The 19,625-nt window shown below is 67.1% G+C and carries 20 protein-coding genes; 14 read left to right on the plus strand and 6 right to left on the minus strand.

Going from position 1 to position 19,625, the window contains the following annotated elements; all coding sequences use genetic code 11:
• Window positions 1-471, minus strand: a 471-nt coding sequence (locus ACN469_RS26800; RefSeq protein WP_498772138.1) for a hypothetical protein, incomplete at its 3' end; no start/stop codon positions are given.
• Window positions 472-713: 242 nt separating this feature from the next.
• Here ACN469_RS26800 and ACN469_RS26805 point away from each other — a divergent pair.
• The 10 genes from ACN469_RS26805 (at window position 714) to ACN469_RS26850 (ending at window position 8,783) form a co-directional block, all read left to right on the plus strand.
• Complete coding sequence (locus tag ACN469_RS26805) at window positions 714-1,316, plus strand: hypothetical protein (RefSeq protein WP_498772140.1); 603 nt, start codon at window positions 714-716, stop codon at window positions 1,314-1,316.
• A 199-nt stretch (window positions 1,317-1,515) separates the two neighbouring features.
• On the plus strand, window positions 1,516-2,604 hold the full coding sequence (locus ACN469_RS26810) for an Mrp/NBP35 family ATP-binding protein (RefSeq protein WP_498772142.1): 1,089 nt from the start codon (window positions 1,516-1,518) through the stop codon (window positions 2,602-2,604).
• Window positions 2,605-2,625: 21 nt separating this feature from the next.
• On the plus strand, window positions 2,626-3,141 hold the full coding sequence (locus ACN469_RS26815) for a hypothetical protein (RefSeq protein ID WP_163867298.1): 516 nt from the start codon (window positions 2,626-2,628) through the stop codon (window positions 3,139-3,141).
• 2 nt (window positions 3,142-3,143) lie between these two features.
• Window positions 3,144-3,581 (plus strand): hypothetical protein, encoded by a 438-nt coding sequence (locus ACN469_RS26820; RefSeq protein ID WP_498772144.1) that lies wholly within the window; start codon window positions 3,144-3,146, stop codon window positions 3,579-3,581.
• A 69-nt stretch (window positions 3,582-3,650) separates the two neighbouring features.
• A complete protein-coding gene (locus tag ACN469_RS26825) occupies window positions 3,651-4,499 on the plus strand; it encodes a 3-hydroxyacyl-CoA dehydrogenase family protein (protein ID WP_046713803.1) in 849 nt (282 codons plus the stop codon).
• Between the two features lie 27 nt (window positions 4,500-4,526).
• On the plus strand, window positions 4,527-5,303 hold the full coding sequence (locus tag ACN469_RS26830; RefSeq protein ID WP_498772147.1) for an enoyl-CoA hydratase/isomerase family protein: 777 nt from the start codon (window positions 4,527-4,529) through the stop codon (window positions 5,301-5,303).
• Between the two features lies 1 nt (window position 5,304).
• Window positions 5,305-6,036, plus strand: coding sequence for a hypothetical protein (locus ACN469_RS26835; protein ID WP_498772149.1), 732 nt, complete (start codon window positions 5,305-5,307; stop codon window positions 6,034-6,036).
• Entirely contained in the window at window positions 6,033-7,175 is a 1,143-nt protein-coding gene (locus ACN469_RS26840) for an acyl-CoA dehydrogenase (RefSeq protein ID WP_498772151.1), read from the plus strand. Before ACN469_RS26835 ends, ACN469_RS26840 begins: the two co-directional genes overlap by 4 nt.
• 5 nt (window positions 7,176-7,180) lie before the next feature.
• Window positions 7,181-7,627 (plus strand): AgmX/PglI C-terminal domain-containing protein, encoded by a 447-nt coding sequence (locus tag ACN469_RS26845; RefSeq protein ID WP_498772153.1) that lies wholly within the window; start codon window positions 7,181-7,183, stop codon window positions 7,625-7,627.
• Window positions 7,628-7,637: 10 nt separating this feature from the next.
• Window positions 7,638-8,783, plus strand: coding sequence for an acyl-CoA dehydrogenase family protein (locus tag ACN469_RS26850; protein ID WP_498772155.1), 1,146 nt, complete (start codon window positions 7,638-7,640; stop codon window positions 8,781-8,783).
• Between the two features lie 9 nt (window positions 8,784-8,792).
• On the opposite strand, the gene ACN469_RS26855 is transcribed toward ACN469_RS26850, so the two are convergent.
• Window positions 8,793-9,362, minus strand: a complete 570-nt coding sequence (locus tag ACN469_RS26855; protein ID WP_498772157.1) for an imm11 family protein — start codon at window positions 9,360-9,362, stop codon at window positions 8,793-8,795.
• A 113-nt stretch (window positions 9,363-9,475) separates the two neighbouring features.
• Here ACN469_RS26855 and ACN469_RS26860 point away from each other — a divergent pair, with 113 nt between their 5' ends.
• Entirely contained in the window at window positions 9,476-10,066 is a 591-nt protein-coding gene (locus ACN469_RS26860) for a TetR/AcrR family transcriptional regulator (protein ID WP_498772159.1), read from the plus strand.
• 163 nt (window positions 10,067-10,229) lie between these two features.
• The gene (curA, locus tag ACN469_RS26865) at window positions 10,230-11,267 is read left to right on the plus strand and encodes an NADPH-dependent curcumin/dihydrocurcumin reductase (RefSeq protein WP_498772161.1); all 1,038 of its coding nucleotides are present in this window, start codon (window positions 10,230-10,232) and stop codon (window positions 11,265-11,267) included.
• A gap of 42 nt (window positions 11,268-11,309) precedes the next feature.
• On the opposite strand, the gene ACN469_RS26870 is transcribed toward curA, so the two are convergent.
• Window positions 11,310-11,951: a hypothetical protein gene (locus ACN469_RS26870; RefSeq protein ID WP_498772163.1), complete on the minus strand. Its 642-nt coding sequence runs from the start codon at window positions 11,949-11,951 to the stop codon at window positions 11,310-11,312.
• A gap of 21 nt (window positions 11,952-11,972) precedes the next feature.
• Window positions 11,973-14,201, minus strand: a complete 2,229-nt coding sequence (locus ACN469_RS26875; protein ID WP_498772165.1) for an HNH endonuclease family protein — start codon at window positions 14,199-14,201, stop codon at window positions 11,973-11,975.
• Window positions 14,202-14,901: 700 nt separating this feature from the next.
• Here ACN469_RS26875 and ACN469_RS26880 point away from each other — a divergent pair.
• Complete coding sequence (locus tag ACN469_RS26880) at window positions 14,902-16,614, plus strand: 30S ribosomal protein S1 (protein ID WP_498772167.1); 1,713 nt, start codon at window positions 14,902-14,904, stop codon at window positions 16,612-16,614.
• An 88-nt stretch (window positions 16,615-16,702) separates the two neighbouring features.
• Here ACN469_RS26880 and ACN469_RS26885 read toward each other — a convergent pair whose 3' ends face one another.
• Window positions 16,703-17,578, minus strand: a complete 876-nt coding sequence (locus tag ACN469_RS26885) for an N-acyl homoserine lactonase family protein (protein ID WP_498772169.1) — start codon at window positions 17,576-17,578, stop codon at window positions 16,703-16,705.
• A 2-nt stretch (window positions 17,579-17,580) separates the two neighbouring features.
• Window positions 17,581-18,159: a TetR/AcrR family transcriptional regulator gene (locus ACN469_RS26890; protein ID WP_498772170.1), complete on the minus strand. Its 579-nt coding sequence runs from the start codon at window positions 18,157-18,159 to the stop codon at window positions 17,581-17,583.
• A gap of 233 nt (window positions 18,160-18,392) precedes the next feature.
• On the opposite strand from ACN469_RS26890, the gene ACN469_RS26895 reads away from it, so the two are divergent.
• The gene (locus ACN469_RS26895; protein ID WP_498772171.1) at window positions 18,393-19,574 is read left to right on the plus strand and encodes a thiolase family protein; all 1,182 of its coding nucleotides are present in this window, start codon (window positions 18,393-18,395) and stop codon (window positions 19,572-19,574) included.
• The last annotated feature ends 51 nt before the right edge of the window (window positions 19,575-19,625 follow it).

The raw sequence follows: 19,625 nt of genomic DNA on the forward strand, positions 1-19,625 counted from the left end.
GTCCCCATTGCCGTCGAGGAAGCCTCGCTGATAGGTGCCGACCTTGCACAGAGAGGCCAGGGTCCCCACCTCCTCGTCGAGCGCCTGGTTGAATGCGCTCCGCTGCTGGCTTGGCGAGGCTGTCAGCCGAGTGGTCTCGGTAGCCGTGGCCTGGTAGAAGCGCTCGAAGCGACGCGGATCTCCATTCGAACTCTTCGCCCGCTTGATCAGCTTCTCCTCGGCCATTTCTCGCAGATAGAGCCCGCAGGGCTGGATGATCTCCGTCTGCATGGATTCGTCCTTGGACGAGTAACCTGTGAAGTAGCTGTAGGTGCGCTGGAAGAATTGGAGGATGTGCATGTTGCTGAGCAACATGATCTCCTCGGTCTTGACGTCCTCGACCATGCAACCCAAGGTGCCGCCGAGGCCACCACCAAAGCCCTTCTGGCTGATGCTGATCCCAGGCATGAGCGGTCTGACAAGGTGGGACATGACGGTGAGCCTCTCGAGCGAAAAGGACGGCCCTCCGAGAGCCGTCCGTGCCGACGCTGCAGGGTACTCAACAGCCTCTGAGTGGTAGATGTCCAGAGATCGTCCGCTCACGTTTCCCTTGGGCAGCGCTGTCTGAGGCGCTGACAATGATTGAGTGTCCAGGCATGGCGTGTGAGGGATTGGGTGATGACTGACCCATGATTTGAAGAGGGGCTTCAACTCCGTGCTACCTTCCGCGCCCCATGAAGCGGACCGTCCTCATCGGTAGCCTCCTCCTGGCTCCGGCCTGTGCCACCACGTCGCGGGAGCCCGTCTCCGTCGCGGAGTCCTACGCCCGCGCCCTGGACGAAGGCCGCCTCCAGGACGCCTACGCCTTCACCGCCGATGGCCCGGAAGGGCAGGTCGCCTTCCTGGAGCGCTACTCCGACGAGACCACCCGCCGCGAACGCGCCGCCGCTGTCCGTGCTGGCGCCGCCGTCCTCGAAGCCCGCGCTCCCTCCCTCACCCTCGCGCGCGCCGGTGAAGACTGGCGCATCGTCGAGGCCCGCCCGGCCGATGTCCCCCGCGCCGCCCTCCGGCGCTTCCTCGACGCCTCCGACGCCAAGGACTGGAAGACGGCCTGGGGCCTGCTCGCCGCGCCCTTGCGTGCCCGCTACACCCCCGAGCGACTCCGCGAGGACTTCGAGCACGAGCCCCTCGCCAGGGAGCGCCTGCGCCGAGCCCGGCTCGCGCTCAACACGCACGTCCGAGTCGGCGCCGGAGAGGCCGTCTTCCCCCTCGGTGACGAGCGGGCCGTCCTCCTGGTCCTCGAGGACGGCGAATACCGGATCTCCGCGCTCGAATAGGCCCGCGGGCCCCGACACGCAGCGTCCCTGATGGACACCTTCAGCCCGCCGACACCCTCCGGCCCTGCAGGCCGTCGCCAGGGTGCGTCCGGGTCCACCCCGCGTTAAACGACGTTGACAGTCCCCCCGGGGCTGGCATGTTCCGCGCCCGCTGAGGGGCGCCCCAAGCGCCCGTTTTCCAAAGGTTTCAGGTGTCCCGATGAGCGTTTCCGAGGCCAGCATCCTCGCGGCGATGTCCAAGGTGATCGATCCGGAGCTGCACGTGGATCTGGTGAAGGCGGGGATGGTGAAGGACATCCGCGTCAGCGGCGACACGGTCAAACTCAAGATCGAGCTCACCACGCCAGCCTGCCCCATGAAGGCGAAGATCCAGGCCGACTCGGAAGCCGCGCTCAAGGCCGTCCCCGGCCTGAAGTCCTTCGACATCGAGTGGGGCGCCCAGGTCCGCGCCTCCGGCGGCGGCGCTCCGCCCCCTGGCGGCCTGCTCCCCAAGGTGAAGAACATCATCCTCGTGGGCGCCGGAAAGGGCGGGGTGGGCAAGAGCACCGTCGCCGTCAACCTGGCCGCCGCCCTGGCTCAGCACGGCGCCAAGGTCGGCCTGCTCGACGCCGACTTCTACGGCCCCTCCATCCCCCTGATGACGGGTCTGGGCGACAAGAAGCCCGTCAGCCCCGATGGCAAGTCGCTGGATCCGCTCATCGCCCACGGCATGAAGGTCATGTCCATCGGCTTCCTCGTGGAGTCCGATCAGGCCCTCATCTGGCGCGGCCCCATGCTCCACGGCGCCCTCATGCAGTTGGTGCGCGACGTGAACTGGGGCGAGCTGGACTACCTCGTCCTCGACCTGCCCCCGGGCACCGGTGACGTGGCCCTGTCGCTCTCCCAGTCCATCCGCGCCGCTGGGGCCGTGCTCGTCACGACGCCGCAGGACGTGGCCCTGGCGGACGTCGTCCGCGCCAAGCAGATGTTCGACAAGGTCCACATCCCCGTGCTGGGAATCGTGGAGAACATGTCCCAGTTCGTCTGCCCGAACTGCTCGCACGTCACCCCCATCTTCAACCACGGCGGGGGACGCAAGGCCGCGGAGATGTTCGGCATTCCCTTCCTCGGCGAGGTTCCGCTGGACTTGAAGGTGCGTGTGTCGGGAGACTCGGGCGTACCGGTGGTCATCGGCGCCAAGGACAGCCTGGAGGCGAAGGCCTTCCAGGAGGTCGCTCGCAACATCGCGGGTCGAGTGTCCGCGCAGGGCGCCAAGAGCATGCCGCTGCCGGTGGTGCAGGCCCGCTGACAACCACCCAGGAGACGCTGCATGCCCCCAGCCGGCAATGACGACTACCCCGACGACCCGTTGATCGACGAGGACCGCTCCGGCCGCGAAGGCCGCTCCGGTCCCGCGGGCTTCGTTCCGGAGTTCGTCCGTCGCATGGCCGTCGCCGGTCTGGGCGCCCTCTTCATGACAGAGGAGGGCATCCGCAACCTGGCGGGGCAGCTCAAGCTCCCCAAGGAAGCCCTCGGCTTCATCCTCTCCCAGGCGGAGAAGACCAAGGACGAAGTCACCGGCGCCGTCACCGAGGAGCTCCGCCGCTTCCTCCAGTCCGAGAAGCTGCGCGACGAGTTCCTCAAGCTCGTCTCCGGCATGACGCTGGAGATCAAGGCCCAGGTCCGACTCGTCCCGCCGGACAAGGCCGAGAAGATGGGCTCCGACGAGCCCGAGAGCCCCGAGCCTCGCCCCAAGAAGGAGAAGACCGCCGCCCCCACCGCGCGCGTCGTCATCTCCGAGCTCAACGCCCGCCGCCCCGGCTCCAAGCGTTCCAAGAAGGAGTAGTGGTGGCGGACACGCCTCCTCCCGAAACAGCCACGCCAGCCCCCGCGCGCAAGGGCTGGCGCTCGTCTCCACTGGCGAAGCGGCTGCCCCTGCTCCTGGCCGTCGGCCTGGGCATCTACATCTGGCAGATCACTGGCATCCCCGAGCGGGAGCTGGTCATCCAGCCCGATGGCGACGGCTGGAGTCAGGCGCGTGCGCTGGACCTCCAGGTGATGGACCCGGAGGGCGTGGTCCTCAAGCGCGAGGAGCGCTACTTCGGCGACACCGGCGCACCTCCGGAGCTGAGCTTCAAGGTGGACCTGCCCGAGGGCTCCTTCCGGACGTTGTTCTTCGTGAAGCTGGCGGGCCGCGAGGAGCGGGTGCGCGTCGAGGAGCCGCTCACGGTAGGGGAGGAGCGCTACATCGTTCGCCGGCTCCAGTTGCCAGCCGCGACTCGTTGACCGCCCTGGGGGCGTGGGCTATGGGCGCACCACGTCATTCACATTCCGACCGAGGGGTTCGAGAGCACCATGGCAACGGAGCACATCGTCGTCGTCGGCGCCGGGCAGATGGGCGCGGGAATCGCGCAGGTGGCTTTGCAGGCGGGTCTGCGCGTCACGCTGGCGGACGTGTCCAAGGAAGGTCTCGCCAAGGGCGCTGACCGCATCCGCGCGGGCCTGAAGAAGCTGGTGGAGAAGGGCAAGCTCGACGCCGCGAAGCAGCAGGCCGCCGAGGCCAATCTCGCCACCCTCACCAACGTCACCGAGGCGAAGGACGTCGACTTCGCGATTGAAGCCGTGACGGAGAACGAGGACCTCAAGCGCCGCATCTTCCAGGACCTGGACGCCGTCGTCCGGCCGGGCGGCATCCTCGCCACCAACACCTCGTCCATCCCCATCACCCGCATCGCCGCGTCCACGAAGCGCCCCGAGTTCGTCATCGGCATGCACTTCATGAACCCCGTGCCGGTGATGCAACTGGTGGAGCTCATCCGTGGCGCCGCCACGTCGGATGAGACCTACGCCACCACCCGCGCCCTGTCCGAGCGCATGGGCAAGACGACGGTCGTCTCGAAGGACTTCCCGGGCTTCATCGTCAACCGCATCCTCATCCCGATGCTGAACGAGGCCTGCTACGCGCTGATGGAGGGCCTGGGCTCCGCGGAGGACATCGACACCGCGATGAAGCTGGGCACCAACCAGCCCATGGGCCCGCTCCAGCTCGCCGACTTCATCGGCCTGGACACGGTGCTCTACATCGCCGAGGTGCTGCACAAGGGCCTGGGTGACTCGAAGTACCGCCCGTGCCCGCTGCTGCGCCAGTACGTCGACGCCGGCTGGTACGGCAAGAAGAGCGGTCGCGGCTTCTACAAGTACTAGGCACCACCCTTCCGAGGAGCCTCGAACATGACCTACGAGAACATCCGGCTGGAGCACGACGGCGCGGTCGCCACCCTCACCATCGACCGCCCCAAGGCGCTCAACGCCCTCAACAACAAGACGCTGCAGGAGTTCGAGGCGGCGCTGAAGTCCCTCGGCGCCGACACGCGCGTGCTCATCGTCACCGGCGGGGGCGAGAAGGCCTTCGTCGCGGGCGCCGACATCGCGGAGATGTCCGCGCTCGAGGTGCCCGAGGCCCAGAAGTTCGCCGCCCTGGGGCACCGCGCCTTCGCGCTGCTGGAGTCGCTGTCCATCCCCACCATCGCCGCGGTGAATGGCTTCGCGCTCGGTGGCGGCTGTGAGCTGGCCCTGGCGTGCGACTTCATCTACGCCTCCGAGAAGGCCCAGCTCGGCCTCCCCGAAGTGGGCCTGGGCGTCATCCCCGGCTTCGGCGGCACCCAGCGCCTCACCCGCGCGGTGGGCCGTGCTCGCGCCAAGGAGCTGGTCTTCACGGGCGCGCGCATCGACGCGGCGAAGGCGAAGGAGATCGGCCTGGTGCTGGAGGTGCTGCCAGCCGGCGAGCTGCTCGCGCACTGCCGCTCCATCGCGGCGAAGATGATCAAGAACGGCCCCCTGGCCATCGCCAAGGCCAAGCGCGTCATCGAGCAGGGCGCGGACAAGGACCTCGGCGAGGCCAACGAGTTGGAGCGCCAGGGCTTCGCGGAGCTGTTCGGCTCGGACGACCAGCGCGAGGGCATGAAGGCGTTCCTCGAGAAGCGTCCCGCCGTCTTCACCGGCAAGTGACGTGAATCACTCGCTCGCGGTCGGGAGTCTCCTCACGGTCCTCCTGGCCGCGACGCCGGCCCGCTCCGAGCCTGTCTCCGAGCCTGTCCCTGAATCACCGGATGACGAGGCGGGACGGGCCCCGGCGCTGGTCTCCTGGAAGCGCTCGCTGTGCATCTACACGGGCTGCTTCCTGGAGCCGTTCATCCCCGATGTCCGCTACCAGTGGGGACAGGGCTCGCGTGAGCACTGGGTGCTGTCCTGGCCCATCCACCCGTGGGCCTTCCCGGCGTGGGACATCCCAGGGCCCACCCTCATCCTGTCGCCCTTCGTGGAGCCCCAGGTGCGCCTTGCGCCCGCGGCCTTCCGGCTGCTCGCGGGGGCGCGGGTGTATGCGTTTCCGGACAGCGCTCGCCTGGGGGTGCTCGCGGAAGGGGCGGGGCTGTGGGGCCAGGATGGCTCGGGTGGGCTGGCGGGCCTGGGCCTCACCTACGACTTGATTGAGCGTGGCCCGAACACGAAGCCCTGGACGGTGTCCGTGGTGCTTCGTCGGGCCTGGACGGGGGAGGGGGCGCGGATGGACCTCTCCCTGGACGTCACGGTGCCACTGAACATGTTCCTGGGCTCACCCCTGGATTCCAGGGAGCCTGGCGGGCGGTCGTCGGCTAATCGGCACGGCAACCCTCGCTTGGGGGCTGGCGGAGCGTCTTCGCTATTCCCTGGGAGCACCCCCCGTAATATGGAGCCCTCATGAACTTCGAGCTGACCGATGTCCAGCGCGAGATCCAGCGGATGTGCCGCGAGTTCGCCGCCAAGGAACTGACCCCCAACGCCCGGAAGTGGGATGAGCACCACACGTGGCCCGCGGATGCGGTGAAGAAGCTCGCCGAGCTGTCGCTGCTCGGCGTGGCCGTCTCCGAGAAGTACGGCGGCGCCGGTCTGGACAACGTCTGTTACGCGCTCGCCATGGAGGAGATCAGCCGAGGCTGTGCCTCCACCGGCGTCATCATGAGCGTGAACAACTCGCTCTATTGCGACCCGGTGTCGAAGTTCGGCACCGAGGCCCAGAAGGAAGAGTTCCTCGCGCCGTTCGCTCGGGGCGACAAGCTCGGCTGCTTCGGCCTGACGGAGCCCGAGGCCGGCAGTGACGCCGCCGCCCAGCAGACCGTCGCGGTGCGCCGGGGTGACGAGTTCGTCATCAACGGCTCCAAGAACTGGATCACCAACGGCCCCAAGGCCGACGCCATCGTCCTGTTCACGATGACGAACAAGGAGGCGGGCAACAAGGGCATCACCGCCTTCCTGGTGCCCACGAACACCCCCGGCTTCACCCGCGCCGAGCCCGACAAGAAGATGGGCATCAGCGCCGCCTGGTCCTGCTCCATGTTCTTCGAGGACATGCGCGTGCCGGCCAAGAACATCCTGGGCAAGGAGGGCGAGGGCTTCAAGGTCGCCATGTCCACGCTGGACGGTGGCCGCATCGGCATTGCCTCGCAGGCGCTGGGCATCGCGCGCGCGGCGTACGAGGAGGCCGTGCGGTACTCGGGTGAGCGCAAGTCGTTCGGCAAGCCCATCCGTGAGCACCAGGCCATCCAGTTCATGATCGCCGACATGGCCATGGAGATCGACGCGGCCCGCCTGCTGGTGTGGCGCGCGGCGCTGCTCAAGGACAAGGGCGTGCGCCACAGCACGGAGAGCGCGATGGCGAAGCTGTACGCCAGCGAGATGGCCAGCCGGGTGGCGAACAAGGCCCTCCAGGTGCACGGCGGCATGGGCTACAGCAAGGAGATGGACGTCGAGCGCCACGTGCGCGACGCGCGAATCACCGAGATCTACGAGGGGACGAGCGAGATTCAGCGCATCGTCATCTCCGCCAACGTCCTGAAGGAGTAGGCACCATGAAGAGGGCACTGCTTCCCGTTCTGATTCTGGTCTCGGCCACCGCGTTCGCGGAGAGCATTCCGTCGAAGAAGCCCGAGGACGGGAAGCTGGCCCCCGCCAAGACGGCGCCCGCGAAGAGCGACGCGCCGGACGTGGCCCGCATGCCGTTCACTCCGGACTCCATCCGCCAGGTCGTCACGTACAACCAGGGGAAGATCCAGGAGTGCTACGAGGACCACATGGCGGAGAAGAACAAGAAGGCGGAGGGCAAGCTGCTCACGTCCTTCACCATCGACGCCAATGGCCTGGTGAAGGGCGCGAAGGTGAAGAAGGGCAGCACGCTGAAGGACCCGAACCTTCATGACTGCGTGGTGGCCGTGTTGTCGTCCATGACGTTCCCCAAGCCTCCGGACGGCGCCGACCACCCCATCGAGTATCCGTTCAACCTCAAGGCCATCGAGTAGGACGACCGACGTGAACCTCGAGCTGACCGAGACGCAGACGCTGATTCGCGAGACGGCCCGCAAGTTCGCGCGGGAGCGCGTGGCGCCGCTCGCCCGCGAGCTGGACCGCCAGGAGCGCTTTCCCACGGAGATCTTCAAGGAGCTGGGGGAGCTGGGGCTGCTCGGGGTGAACATCCCGGCGAAGTACGGCGGCTCGGAAGCGGGCGCCGTGTCCTACGCGCTGGCGATGATGGAGATGGCCGCGGCGGATGCGTCCACGTCCGTGGCCATGGCCGTGACGAACATGTGCGCGGAGCTGATCAACGCGTTCGGCACCGAGGCGCAGCGCGAGAAGTACGTGACGCGGCTGACGTCGGGTGAGGCCGTGGCGGGTTCGTTCGCGCTCTCCGAGCCGCACGCGGGCTCCGACCCGGGCGCGATCCTGACGTCCGCGGTCCGCCGTGGCGACTCGTGGGTCATCAATGGCAGCAAGCAGTGGATCACGTCCGGTGCGTACGCGGGGGTGATGGTGGTGTGGGCGCGGACGTCCCCGGTCGGCAACAAGGGGCTGTCCTGCTTCATCGTGGAGGGTGGGACGAAGGGTCTCCACATCGGCCGCCACGAGGACAAGATGGGCCTGCGCTCCTCGAACACCGTCGCGCTGACGTTCGAGGACTGCGTGATTCCGGCGGAGAACCTGCTGGGCTCGGAAGGGCAGGGGTTCCGGCTCGCGATGGTCGCGTTGGATGGCGGGCGCATCGGCATCGCCTCTCAGGCGTGTGGCGTGGCGCGCGCGGCGCTGGAGGCCACCGTGTCCTACGTGAAGGACCGCAAGGCGTTCGGTCAGGCGATTGGCGAGTTCCAGGGGCCGCGCTTCATGATCGCCGACATGAAGACGCAGATCGACGCGGCGGAGCTGCTGACGCTGCGCGCGGCGTACCTCAAGGACCAGAAGCAGCCGTTCACCCGCGAGGCCTCGATGGCGAAGCTGTTCGCCAGCGAGACGAGCAATCGCGTCTGCGACAAGGCCGTGCAGCTTCACGGCGGCTACGGCTACATCGACGAGTTCCCAGTGGAGCGGTACTTCCGCGACGCGCGCGTGCAGACCATCTACGAGGGCACCAGCGAGGTGCAGCGGATGGTGATTGCCCGCGAGAGCTTCAAGCTGTTGGGCTGAGACACAGGGCTAGACTTCCTCGAAGTCGAGTCCCGTGAGCCTGGCGCGCTCCAGGACCAACTTGATGTGCTCCGAGACGATGAGCGCGTCGGACCAACCCCAGGTGCGAAACACCTGGAAGCCGCCGACCCTCATCGGGTCAATCCGCAGCCCGACGACGCTGCGGTAGTGGCCAGTCTTGTCCGGGCGCCCCTCCTCTTGTTTCCAGCGCTGTACCTCTTGCGATGCCTTGTCATCGATGCACCGGATGGATCGCGTGGTCACGAGAATCCTGTACTCACCTGAGCCGCCTTTGACGTCCACGGGCACCAGTTGAACCTCCGCGGGGGCATACTCAGCGAAGACATTTGCCATCTTGAGGTGGACCACGGGCGGACCGCCGGCGCCTATCAGGTTGAAGTGTCGCCGACGCCCCTGTGCTCGAACACGAAGCTTCAGGCGGCCCGGGTCCTGTACGGGCTGGCCCGAGGTGAACCTCGTCAGGTCGCCCAGTTCCTGGCCCTGTCCGTCCATCAGAGGTCCCAGGGACCAATGGCCGGCCTGCACGGCTTCGTTGAGCCTGAAGTATCGCGTCGACATGGGAGCAGCGTCCCCGAAGTCAGGGCTTCTTGGTCGAGAATGTGAAGCCGCGCGATTCCCCAGAAGTACGACTAGACGACCGGTCTACTGGCCGTTAGCAAAGGGCCATGAGCATGAGCGCCGCCCCCCAGCATGATGCCCGTCGGCACATCATCGAGGCGGCCCATCCGCTGTTCGCGAGCAAGGGCTTCACCGCGGTGGGGCTGGCGGAGGTGCTGGCGGCGGCGAAGGTTCCGAAGGGCTCGTTCTATTACTACTTCGACTCGAAGGAGGCCTTCGGCGAGGCGGTGCTGGAGACGTACTTCGCGGACTACCTGGCGAGGATGGAGGTGTTGCTGGCGGCGCCGGGCACGTCCGCGCAGCGCCTGCTGGGGTACTTCCAGGACTGGCTCGCCTCGCAGCTCGACGAAGAGGCCCGGAGCCGATGTCTCGTGGTGAAGCTCGGCGCGGAGGTCTGTGACTTGTCCGGGAGCATGCGCGAGGCGTTGGAGCGCGGGACTCACGGCATCATCGACAGACTGTCGCGCTGTCTTGAAGCAGGGCGGGAGGACGGCTCACTGACGGCCCCGCCGGACACGCGAGCGGTCGCAATCAATCTCTATCAGACCTGGTTGGGAGCGGGGCTGCTGGCCAAGATTTCCCGCGACCGCGCGCCGCTGGATACGGCCATGGTCGGCACACGGCAGTTGCTGGGACTCGCATAACGCGTCCGGGTCGAAGACGCGTCTTCGCTCCTTCACCTTCTTTTCTCGTCGGCCGAGTTGCTCGCGGTGGGCCATCGCGTGTGGCTTGTGCGTGCTCGCTCGCGGCTTGCCGGGGCAGGGCGCGCTGAACGCCTTCCTCGCCACACCCCTGGAGTCAGTACCCATGCCTCGAAGCGATACCCGCAATCGTCGTGTCGTCCTCGCCGCACGTCCTCACGGCATGCCGACGTCACGGGACTTCCGTCTCGATGAAGCCGACGTACCCGCTCCGAGCGAAGGACAGGTGCTGCTGCGCACCCTGTACCTGTCGCTCGACCCGTACATGCGCCCGATGATGAACGAGGTCCCACCGGCGTATGCCGCGTCTTCGGTGCAGCTCGGCGCGCCCATGGTAGGGGGCACGGTCAACCGCCTCGTCTCCTCCAAGCATCCGCGATTCCAGGTGGGGGACCTGGTGCTCGGCAACTCCGGCTGGCAGGACTACTCGTTGTCGGACGGGCAGGACCTGGTCCCGCTCGGTGAGATGAAGCAGCCGTCGCTGGCCCTGGGTGTGCTCGGCATGCCCGCGTTCACCGCCCACGTGGGCCTGCTGGACATTGGCGAGCCCAAGCCAGGAGAGACGGTGGTCGTCGCCGCGGCGACGGGGGCGGTCGGCGCGGTGGTGGGGCAGATCGCCAAGATCAAGGGTGCGCGGGTGGTGGGGATCGCCGGAGGTGCGGACAAGTGCCGCTACGCCGTCGAGGAGCTGGGCTTCGACGTGTGCCTCGACCGCCGTGAGCCGATGCTGGCCGAGCGCCTTGAGGCAGCGTGCCCGCGCGGTATCGACGTGTACTTCGAGAACGTCGGCGGCGAGGTGTTCGAGGCGGTGGTGCCGCTGCTCAATCATTGGGCTCGCGTGCCGCTGTGCGGAACCATCTCTCGCTACAACGACGAGACGCCGCCGCCGGGGCCGAATCTGCTGCCGCAGGTGCTGGCGGTGTTGCAGCAGAAGCGCATCCGCATGCAGGGCCTCATCATCCTCGACCACTATGGCGACCGCTACGACGCCTTCCGTCGCGACATGGACGCGTGGGTCGCCGACGGCCGAGTGAAGCTGCGCGAGGACCAGGTCGATGGGCTGGAGAACGCGCCCGCGGCGCTCATCCGCATGCTGGAGGGGGGCAACTTCGGCAAGCTCGTGGTGCGCGTCGCCGACGTCTGATCCCTCCCTCGGCGTGCCGTACACCCGGTGACCCTTGTCACCCTAATGCCCATACACCCGCTGGAGCGCGGACCTCAGCGAGTCGTCGATGCCCGTCCCCGCGGGCAACTGCTGGTCCACCCGGAACCGCTGGAGCGCCGCCTGCGTCGGCCCATCCAGCTCGCCGTTCACCGCGTCCACGGGATAGCCCAGGTTCTTCAGTCGCCCCTGCACTCCGCTCACCGTGTCCAGCGGGTGCAGGTACCGCAGGGAGATGGGGATGAGGCGCGAAGCGAAGCCCTCTCCAATCCGCAGCATCCCCGTCGTCGCCGTGGGCGACACCGCGTGCACGATGCTCCCGTCCGGACCGCTGCGCCCTTGCAGGATGACCCCGTCCACCTCCAGCGCATACGGCGTGTCCTTCAACACCTCGCTCCCCACGCGCAGGACGAGGTGCAGCTTGGAGGGAATGCCCTTGCGCACGAACGTGTGCTTGCGCCCCGTCTGGACCTGCTTCAGCCGCTGCCGCAGCGCCGGGACATAGACCTTGTCTCCCGGCAGGAGCGTGTGCGGGTTCTGGCGCAGCTCGCGCAGCGTCTGGTTCCCGGGGTGCTCCCACAGCGTCTGCCAGATGTGCCCGTGCTCGGACGCGATGCTCTCCACCGAGTCGCCCGCCTCGGCGACCCGGACGATGTCTTCAGCCATGTCCATCCACCTCGCTCGGGGTCAGAAGCCCAGCTTCGTCTTGAAGGGGCCCTTCACGAGGACCGACGTCGCCTTGTTGAAGTTGCGCCAGGGCTGCTTGGAGTCGATGAGCTGCTTCAGCGTCAGGCGCTCGAGCTCGTCGTCATCCTCGTCGTAGAAGTGGACCTTGAGTCCGTGGTCCTCCTCGGGAATCCCCACGTACCAGCCCGCGGACTGCTTCATCTCCTCGTCGGCCTTGAGATAGACGAGCCCGCGCTCGTCCGCGTTCACCTGGTGCGGCTCGACGTGGTACATGATCGCGTCGGACATCTCCCAGCTCGCGTCCGGTGTGTCCTCGTACACGGGCTCGTGCCGCATCAGCTCCGTGTACTGGGCTATCCACGTGTCCACGGTGAGGCCCACGTTCATCGGGTTCTGCTGCTGCTGGGAGACCTGGACCTTGATGCGGCTCACCTCGCGGCTCCACGTCTCCCACGCGTCCATGGCCAGCGCGCTGAACTCGGCGGCGGGCCTGCGCGAATCCTCCAGCGCCACTTTCGCGGCGGCGCTCTCCGACTGTTCCACAAGGAAGGCCCAGAACACGCCGCGCAGGTGGCGCAGGTGGGACACGCGCTGGAGCACCAGCTCCGGCCGGTTGAGCCCCAGTATCTGGATGGTGCGCACGCCCCGCAGCGCCGCGGGCGGCGCCTGGTGCATCACCTGGAACATCTCGTGCCCGTTGCCCGTCACCACGAACTGCTTGCTCGTCGGATGGACCTTCACCTCGTACCGCCCCTGCAGGGACGGCAGCTCCTTGGGCGCGCTCCAGGCGAACTCGTCCGCGTCCTGCCGGCCCTTGCGCGTGCTCAGGTACCAGCGCAGCAAGTCGTAGGGGTAGGCCTCTCCCGTCCACACGTTGAAGCGGATGGCCAGCCGGGGATCCTCGAGGCCAGGGTCGATGAGCACGGGTCGCTCCTCGGACTCCTTGCGGTCCGAGGTGGAGCGTGTCTCCAACAACTGGTCATTCAGCAGGACGGGGAACTTGTTCTTCTTGTGGATCTGATTGCAGACCTGGCACGAGAAGTAGAGGTTGTCCCAGGCGTAGGCCTCCCAGAAGTACCCATCCAGGTTGAAGCCATAGCCCTGCTCGTAGCCGGCCTTGGGGCGGAAGTGCTCCACGTCCCCGTGCGCCAGGTACTTCACCTTCGACTCGCAGAAGGCGCACTTGCCATGGTGCGAGTTGACCAGCGCTTCCTTGATGCCGTGCCCTGAGTAGTAGTCGCTGCTGAAGATCTCCGACTTGAAGCCGATGAGCGGCCGGGTCACCTTCTTCCATCCACCCGCCAGCTTCTCGTCGATCAGGTCCCCCAGGATGCGCACCGACAGCGCGTAATAGGCGAGCGCTCCCCGCACGGGCTCGGGCGCTGTCGCCATGGCGCGCAGGTTCGCGTCGCCCATGTCCCGGGGAGGGTGCTTGCCCTTCTTGAGGTAGCCGGCGTGGAAATCGAAGGCGAAGGCCCACAAGGGCCCCTCGGCGGGAAGCCCCTCCGGCGTGCCGCACATCCACGCCAGCGACGTGTACTTGCGCAAGGGCTCCGAGGTCCGGCAGCGCTCCCTGAAGTCGGCCAGCTGCGCCTGGTAGGCCGAGACGGCCGCCACCTTGAGCTCCAGGTGCATGGGGTTCAGCACCGGAGGGAAGGTCCACCCCGAGAGCTCCTGGGGCGTGAACCAGGGGATCTCCAGCAGGGCGATGGCGGGCGCGCTCAGCCAGGGGCGCCCGGTGGTCAGCACCTGCTGCTGGAAGAATGGACGGATGATGCCGAGGAGCTGGTGGCGGCTCTCCTGCGACATGCCCGACAGCTTCGCGTCCCAGACCTTCCGGGCCTCCAGGGTCACGGCATGGAATTCGTTCAGGTACGCACCGAAGCGCGCCTTCCAGTCCCCTTGGAGCGAGTGAAGCACCTGCTCATCCAGGAGCCGCTCGTGCATCACCTCCACCAACTCCTCACCGAACTTCACCAGCCCCAGCTTGCCGAACATGCGCGCCTTGTCCGTCTTCGAGGCGTGCTTGCCGAGGAGCGACTCGACGATCTCGTCCTTCACCTCCTTTTCGAAGGAGATGGCTGTCGCGCTGCCCGACAGCTGCCGGCGCTTGTCCTGTATCGCGTACTCGGCCCGGAGCTGGGTGTAGATCTCCCGGAGCTCCCGGGTGATCTCCGCGCACTTCTCCCGGCTGGCTCCGGGGGCAATGCCCTTGTCGATTCGGATCATGCGTCCTGGCCGGTGAGGGGAGGGCTGACAGGGACGGCTGCACTGCAGCGCGCATGCCCGGCGGGGTGGGGACCTGCCGCCAGAGGACAGCGCCCCTGGCCAGGTGGGCGATCCGCGTTCTCTCCGGACGCACCGGGCGTGCGCGGAGAACGCGGTGTGCGCGGGCAATCCCACGCTTCGCTGACGGAAATCCCAGACAGGAAGGGAAGGAAGAGGCCCGCGGCCGCCGACATGTGGGAACAGTTCACCCCCCCGGGCGCACCTCCCCCATGACTCACGCCGGGCACCGGACTCGTGGACCTCTACCCACGAGCGGAACGCAGCCCCACGATGTGGGTCGCATTTCAGTGGATTTTTCGAGTAGGTTGTCGCGCTCGCTGGCCGAACAGGCGAACCGGACGCTCGCGGGGCCCTCTGAGGCGGGAGGGCTGCGAAGGTGGGCGAGCGTTCTTAGAAAGAAGGATGCGGAGGGTTGTCCCGGGTCTTGACAGTTCGGGGTGATCGCATCCGTTGATCAGCACATGGGGCACGTGCTCGCTTGACTACCGGAATAACCGGTGTCTAGGGTGCGCGGCTTCATTCAGCACCATTCAAAAGTCCCCAGAGGTGGGGACGTCCGCGGACTCTCGTTGCGCCCCGCATGGGCCCGCGTTCCTCAAATCAGGGGGCAGCTGTGCCGTATCAAAGGACTTCCATTTCCATGCAGCAGAACGTGAACCAGCAGGTCGAGACTGACGCCGGGGAAGAGAACTTCGCGGCGATGTTCGAAGAGTCGCTCAAGCAGCGCGGTGGCGACGGCATCCTGAAGGAAGGGGAGATCGTCAAGGGCACCGTGGTGCAGGTGACGAAGGACTTCGCGATCGTCGACATCGGCTACAAGTCCGAGGGTCAGGTCCCGATCTCCGAGTTCACCAGTCCTCGTGGAGAGATCTCCGTCAAGGCGGGCGACCCTGTTGAGGTCCTCCTGGAGAGCCGCGAGAACGACACCGGCATGGTCGTCCTCTCCAAGGAGAAGGCCGACAAGATGCGCATCTGGGACGAGATCAGCGCCGCTTGCGAGCGCGATGAGATCGTCAAGGGCACCATCGTGGGCCGCGTGAAGGGAGGCCTCTCCGTCGACATCGGCGTGAAGGCGTTCCTGCCCGGCAGCCAGGTGGACATCCGGCCCGTGCGCAACCTTGACCAGTACATCTCGAAGGAATTCGAGTTCAAGGTCATCAAGTTCAACAAGAAGCGCGGCAACATCGTCCTGTCGCGCCGGGTCCTCCTCGAGAAGCAGCGCGAGGAGATGAAGAAGGAGACCCTGAAGAACTTGAAGGAGGGTGCGGTCCTCAAGGGTGTCGTCAAGAACCTCACGGACTACGGCGCCTTCATCGACCTGGGCGGCATCGACGGCCTGCTCCACATCACGGACATGTCCTGGGGCCGCATCGGTCACCCCAGCGAGATGTTCAACGTGGGCGACGAGGTTCGCGTCGTTGTCCTCAAGTTCGACCCGACGCAGGAGCGCGTCAGCCTGGGCCTGAAGCAGATCCAGGAGGACCCGTGGCACCGCGCCGACGAGAAGTACCCGGTCGGCACCCGCGTCAAGGGCAAGGTCGTGTCGATCACCGACTACGGCGCGTTCATCGAGATCGAGCAGGGCGTCGAGGGTCTGGTGCACGTGTCCGAGATGTCCTGGACCAAGCGCCTCAAGCACCCGTCCAAGATCCTGGAGGTCGGCCAGGAGGTGGAGGCCGTCGTCCTGGATATCGATCCCAAGGCCAAGCGCATCGCGCTGGGCATGAAGCAGATCGAGCAGAACCCCTGGACGCTGCTCGAGGACAAGTACCCGATCGGCTCCGTCATCAAGGGTCAGATCCGCAACGTCACCGACTTCGGCGTGTTCGTCGGCGTCGAGGAGGGCGTGGACGGCCTGGTGCACGTGTCCGACATCTCGTGGACCCAGCGCATCAAGCACCCGGGCGAGATGTTCAAGAAGGGCGACGAGGTCGAGGCGGTGGTCCTCAACATCGACGTCGAGAACGAGCGGTTCAGCCTGGGCATCAAGCAGCTCCAGCCGGACCCCTGGGAGACGCTGTCCGAGCGCCTGCCTGTCGGCAGCCGCGTGAAGGGCAAGGTCACCAAGGTCACCGACTTCGGCGCGTTCGTGGAGATCGAGCCGGGCATCGAGGGTCTCGTCCACGTCTCCGAGCTGAAGGAGGAGCGTGTCGAGAACCCGCGTGACGTGGTGCAGGAGGCGCAGGATGTCGAGGTGAAGATCATCGACATCAACACGCCGGACCGGAAGGTCGCGCTGTCGATCAAGGCGCTCATCGGCGAGGGCGAGGACTACCGCGAGTACCTCCGCAAGCAGGCGGAAGGCTCCAAGGCGCGCCTCGGCGACGTGATGGGCAAGCTGACGAAGAAGTAGTCTTCGCGCAGCAATGCCTCACGGCGTGACGGCCGGGTTCCCGAGAGGGGGCCCGGCCGTTGCCGTTAAAGCCACACAGCGTCTGTCATTACTCGAGGTACGCGGGAAACACAGGCAGCGTCGCCAGGTCCTGGGGCACGTGCTGGATGACGAAGCGTCCGTGGGTGTCCTTCAGCAGCGCCTTGACGCGGGTGAGCGAGGCCAGCGTCTCCTCACGGCTGAAGTTGAAGCCGGGCACGCCGTCCCACTCGAAGTTCTCGATGAGATGGCAGAGGTCGCCGGACAGGATGTACGTCCCGGCGCGCGCGAGCCTTACCTGCAATGACTGGTGGCCCGGCGTGTGTCCGGGAGTGGAGAGCAGGCGCACGGCTCCGTCGCCGAAGACGTCGCGGTCCCCGTCGAGCAGCTCCACCTTCGCGTCGCGCCACGCCGAGAACTTCGTGGCATCCACGCCTGGTGGTGTCGGCGTGGCGGTGGCCCAGGCCAGCTCCTTGCGCTGGAGCAGCCAGGTGGACGCGGTGAAGGCATTGGTGTTGCCGGAGTGGTCCGCGTGCAGGTGGGAGATGGCCACGTAGCGGATGTCCGCCGGCTTCAAGCCGAGCGCCGTGAGCTGCGCGCCGAGCGTGGTCTTCACATGGAAGCGCGGGCCCACCGGGTCAGGCACGCCGTCGGGGAAGTTCGCGATGGCGTCATCCAGCCCCGTCTCCCAGAGCAGCGCGCCCTGGGGGTGCGTCACCAGGAAGCAGGGGACGCTCATCGTCCCGCGCTTCCCGGTGGGACGACTGCCGTCCGCGAAGAAGCCCATGTCGTGGACCTCGATTCGGCCGCAGTCGAGCGCGTAGAGCCGCACCTCGGAGGACTTCGCCGCCGGGGCCGTCGCGGTGGGGGGCGTCTCCGGGGCGTGGGCGCAGGCGCCCAGGGACAGCATGAACAGGGAGGAGAGCAGGGGGCGGAAGGGCGTCATGGTCAGAAGGTCTTCAGGATGCCGTCGACGATTCGGTTGAGGCGGGTGGTGTCCTCCGCCGTCTTTCCAAGCACGCGGAGTCCGGTGAGGGTGTTGAGGAGCAGGCTCGCCAGTTCGGAGGCGTCGCGGGAGGCGTCGACCTCACCGGTGCGCTGGCCCTCCTCGATGAGCTCCAGGAAGAGCTGCTCGGTGCGCTCGAACATCGTGGCGGCGAGCCGGGCCGCGGTGGCGTCACGGCCCGCCAGCTCGATGGCGGTGTTGATGGCCAGACAGCCCCGCCGCGCAGGGTCCGCGACATCCGCCTCGACGACCGCGGTGAGCAGCGCGCGCAGGCGCGCCTTGATGGGGCCTGGCTGACGAAGCAGCACGAGCAGCTTGGGTGACTCGTGCTCGTGATAGTGCCGCAGCGCGCACTCGAAGAGGCCCTGCTTGCTCTCGAAGGCGTTGTAGAGGCTGCCCCGGCCCAGCCCCATCCGCTCGCTCAGCTCCTGGGGGGACGACGCCGCGTAGCCCTTCTCCCAGAAGACCTCCATCGCCTTCGCCACCGCCGTCTCCGCCTGGAACTTCCTCGGACGTGCCATGTCCGGGGTATTAGGGTGTTTTGTACCTTAAGGTCAAATACGGGCCGGAGGCGTGGCGGAAGCGTCCGACCGGTCGGGTGGTGAGGGTCCAGAAGAGGGAGGAACTTCGCGGGGTTGGGTAGGGTTGTGGACAGCGAGCGAGGACGCTTGAACTCCGGGGAGTGCCCGGTGATAAGGGCCACCGCCGCTGTTATCGAAGGACATCCGTACATCCTCAAGAGGAGGCAATTTTCATGGCTCGTGACGTCGTCATCGTGGGCGCGGCCCGTACCCCTATCGGCGCCTTTCAGGGAGCGCTCGCCAAGCTGACGGCGCCGCAGCTGGGCGCGGTGGCCATCAAGGCCGCGCTGGAGCGCGCGGGCGTGAAGCCGGAGACCGTCCAGGAGGTCATCATGGGCTGTGTGCTCCAGGCCGGTGTCGGCCAGGCGCCCGCTCGTCAGGCCACCATCTTCGCGGGCCTTCCCGAGGGCGTTCCCGCCACCACGCTGAACAAGGTCTGTGGCTCCGGCCTGAAGGCCGTCATCGCGGGCGCGCAGGCTATTGCGCTGGGTGAGGCGGACGTCGTCGTCGCCGGCGGCATGGAGTCCATGAGCAACTCGCCCTACGTGAGCCACACGATGCGCGGTGGCGCTCGCATGGGCAACGTGGAGTTCAAGGACGCGATGATCCTCGACGGTCTCTGGGACGTGTATGGCAACGTCCACATGGGCCTGTGCGCCGAGGAGTGCGCCACGTCGCAGGGCATCAGCCGCGCGCAGCAGGACGAGTTCGCGCTGGAGTCCACCCGCCGCGCGATTCACGCCCAGAAGGAAGGCCTGTTCGCCGCGGAGATCGTCCCCGTGCAGATCCCCGGCAAGAAGCCGGACGAGGTGACGACGGTCTCCGAGGACGAGGGCCCGCGCAACGCCAAGCCGGACAAGATTCCGGGCCTCAAGCCGGTGTTCAAGAAGGACGGCACGGTGACGGCCGCCAACGCGTCCTCCATCAACGACGGCGCCGCGGCGCTGGTGCTGATGAGCGAGGAGAAGGCGAAGGCCGAGGGCCGCACCATCCTGGGCCGCATCACCGGTTACGCGCAGGCCGCGCGCAAGCCGGTGGAGTTCACGATTGCCCCGGCGGACGCCATCAACACGCTCCTGAAGAAGAAGGGCGTGGCCGTGGCGGACGTGGACCTGTGGGAGATCAACGAGGCGTTCGCGGTGGTGTCGCTCGCGAACAACAAGATCCTCGGGTTGGACCCGGCGAAGGTGAACGTGCGCGGTGGCGGAGTGGTGCTCGGTCACCCCATTGGCGCTTCCGGCGCGCGCGTGCTGGTGACGCTGCTGCAGACGATGAAGGACCAGGACAAGAAGCGGGGCGTCGCGTCGCTGTGCATCGGCGGCGGCGAGGGCATCGCGCTGATGGTGGAGCGGTAGTCAACCCTCTCCCCACGGGGAGAGGGACGGGGTGGGGGCCTTGAGTGGCCT

The organism is Corallococcus terminator (assembly GCF_049194865.1).
Taxonomy (GTDB): domain Bacteria; phylum Myxococcota; class Myxococcia; order Myxococcales; family Myxococcaceae; genus Myxococcus; species Myxococcus terminator_A.

Coding starts and splice junctions, on each gene's coding strand:
- ACN469_RS26805 (WP_498772140.1), top strand. CDS start 714: ATGAAGCGGACCGTCCTCATCGGTAGCCTCCTCCTGGCTCCGGCCTGT.
- ACN469_RS26810 (WP_498772142.1), top strand. CDS start 1,516: ATGAGCGTTTCCGAGGCCAGCATCCTCGCGGCGATGTCCAAGGTGATC.
- ACN469_RS26815 (WP_163867298.1), top strand. CDS start 2,626: ATGCCCCCAGCCGGCAATGACGACTACCCCGACGACCCGTTGATCGAC.
- ACN469_RS26825 (WP_046713803.1), top strand. CDS start 3,651: ATGGCAACGGAGCACATCGTCGTCGTCGGCGCCGGGCAGATGGGCGCG.
- ACN469_RS26830 (WP_498772147.1), top strand. CDS start 4,527: ATGACCTACGAGAACATCCGGCTGGAGCACGACGGCGCGGTCGCCACC.
- ACN469_RS26840 (WP_498772151.1), top strand. CDS start 6,033: ATGAACTTCGAGCTGACCGATGTCCAGCGCGAGATCCAGCGGATGTGC.
- ACN469_RS26845 (WP_498772153.1), top strand. CDS start 7,181: ATGAAGAGGGCACTGCTTCCCGTTCTGATTCTGGTCTCGGCCACCGCG.
- ACN469_RS26855 (WP_498772157.1), bottom strand. CDS start 9,362: ATGTCGACGCGATACTTCAGGCTCAACGAAGCCGTGCAGGCCGGCCAT.
- ACN469_RS26860 (WP_498772159.1), top strand. CDS start 9,476: ATGAGCGCCGCCCCCCAGCATGATGCCCGTCGGCACATCATCGAGGCG.
- curA (WP_498772161.1), top strand. CDS start 10,230: ATGCCTCGAAGCGATACCCGCAATCGTCGTGTCGTCCTCGCCGCACGT.
- ACN469_RS26870 (WP_498772163.1), bottom strand. CDS start 11,951: ATGGCTGAAGACATCGTCCGGGTCGCCGAGGCGGGCGACTCGGTGGAG.
- ACN469_RS26875 (WP_498772165.1), bottom strand. CDS start 14,201: ATGATCCGAATCGACAAGGGCATTGCCCCCGGAGCCAGCCGGGAGAAG.
- ACN469_RS26880 (WP_498772167.1), top strand. CDS start 14,902: ATGCAGCAGAACGTGAACCAGCAGGTCGAGACTGACGCCGGGGAAGAG.
- ACN469_RS26885 (WP_498772169.1), bottom strand. CDS start 17,578: ATGACGCCCTTCCGCCCCCTGCTCTCCTCCCTGTTCATGCTGTCCCTG.
- ACN469_RS26890 (WP_498772170.1), bottom strand. CDS start 18,159: ATGGCACGTCCGAGGAAGTTCCAGGCGGAGACGGCGGTGGCGAAGGCG.
- ACN469_RS26895 (WP_498772171.1), top strand. CDS start 18,393: ATGGCTCGTGACGTCGTCATCGTGGGCGCGGCCCGTACCCCTATCGGC.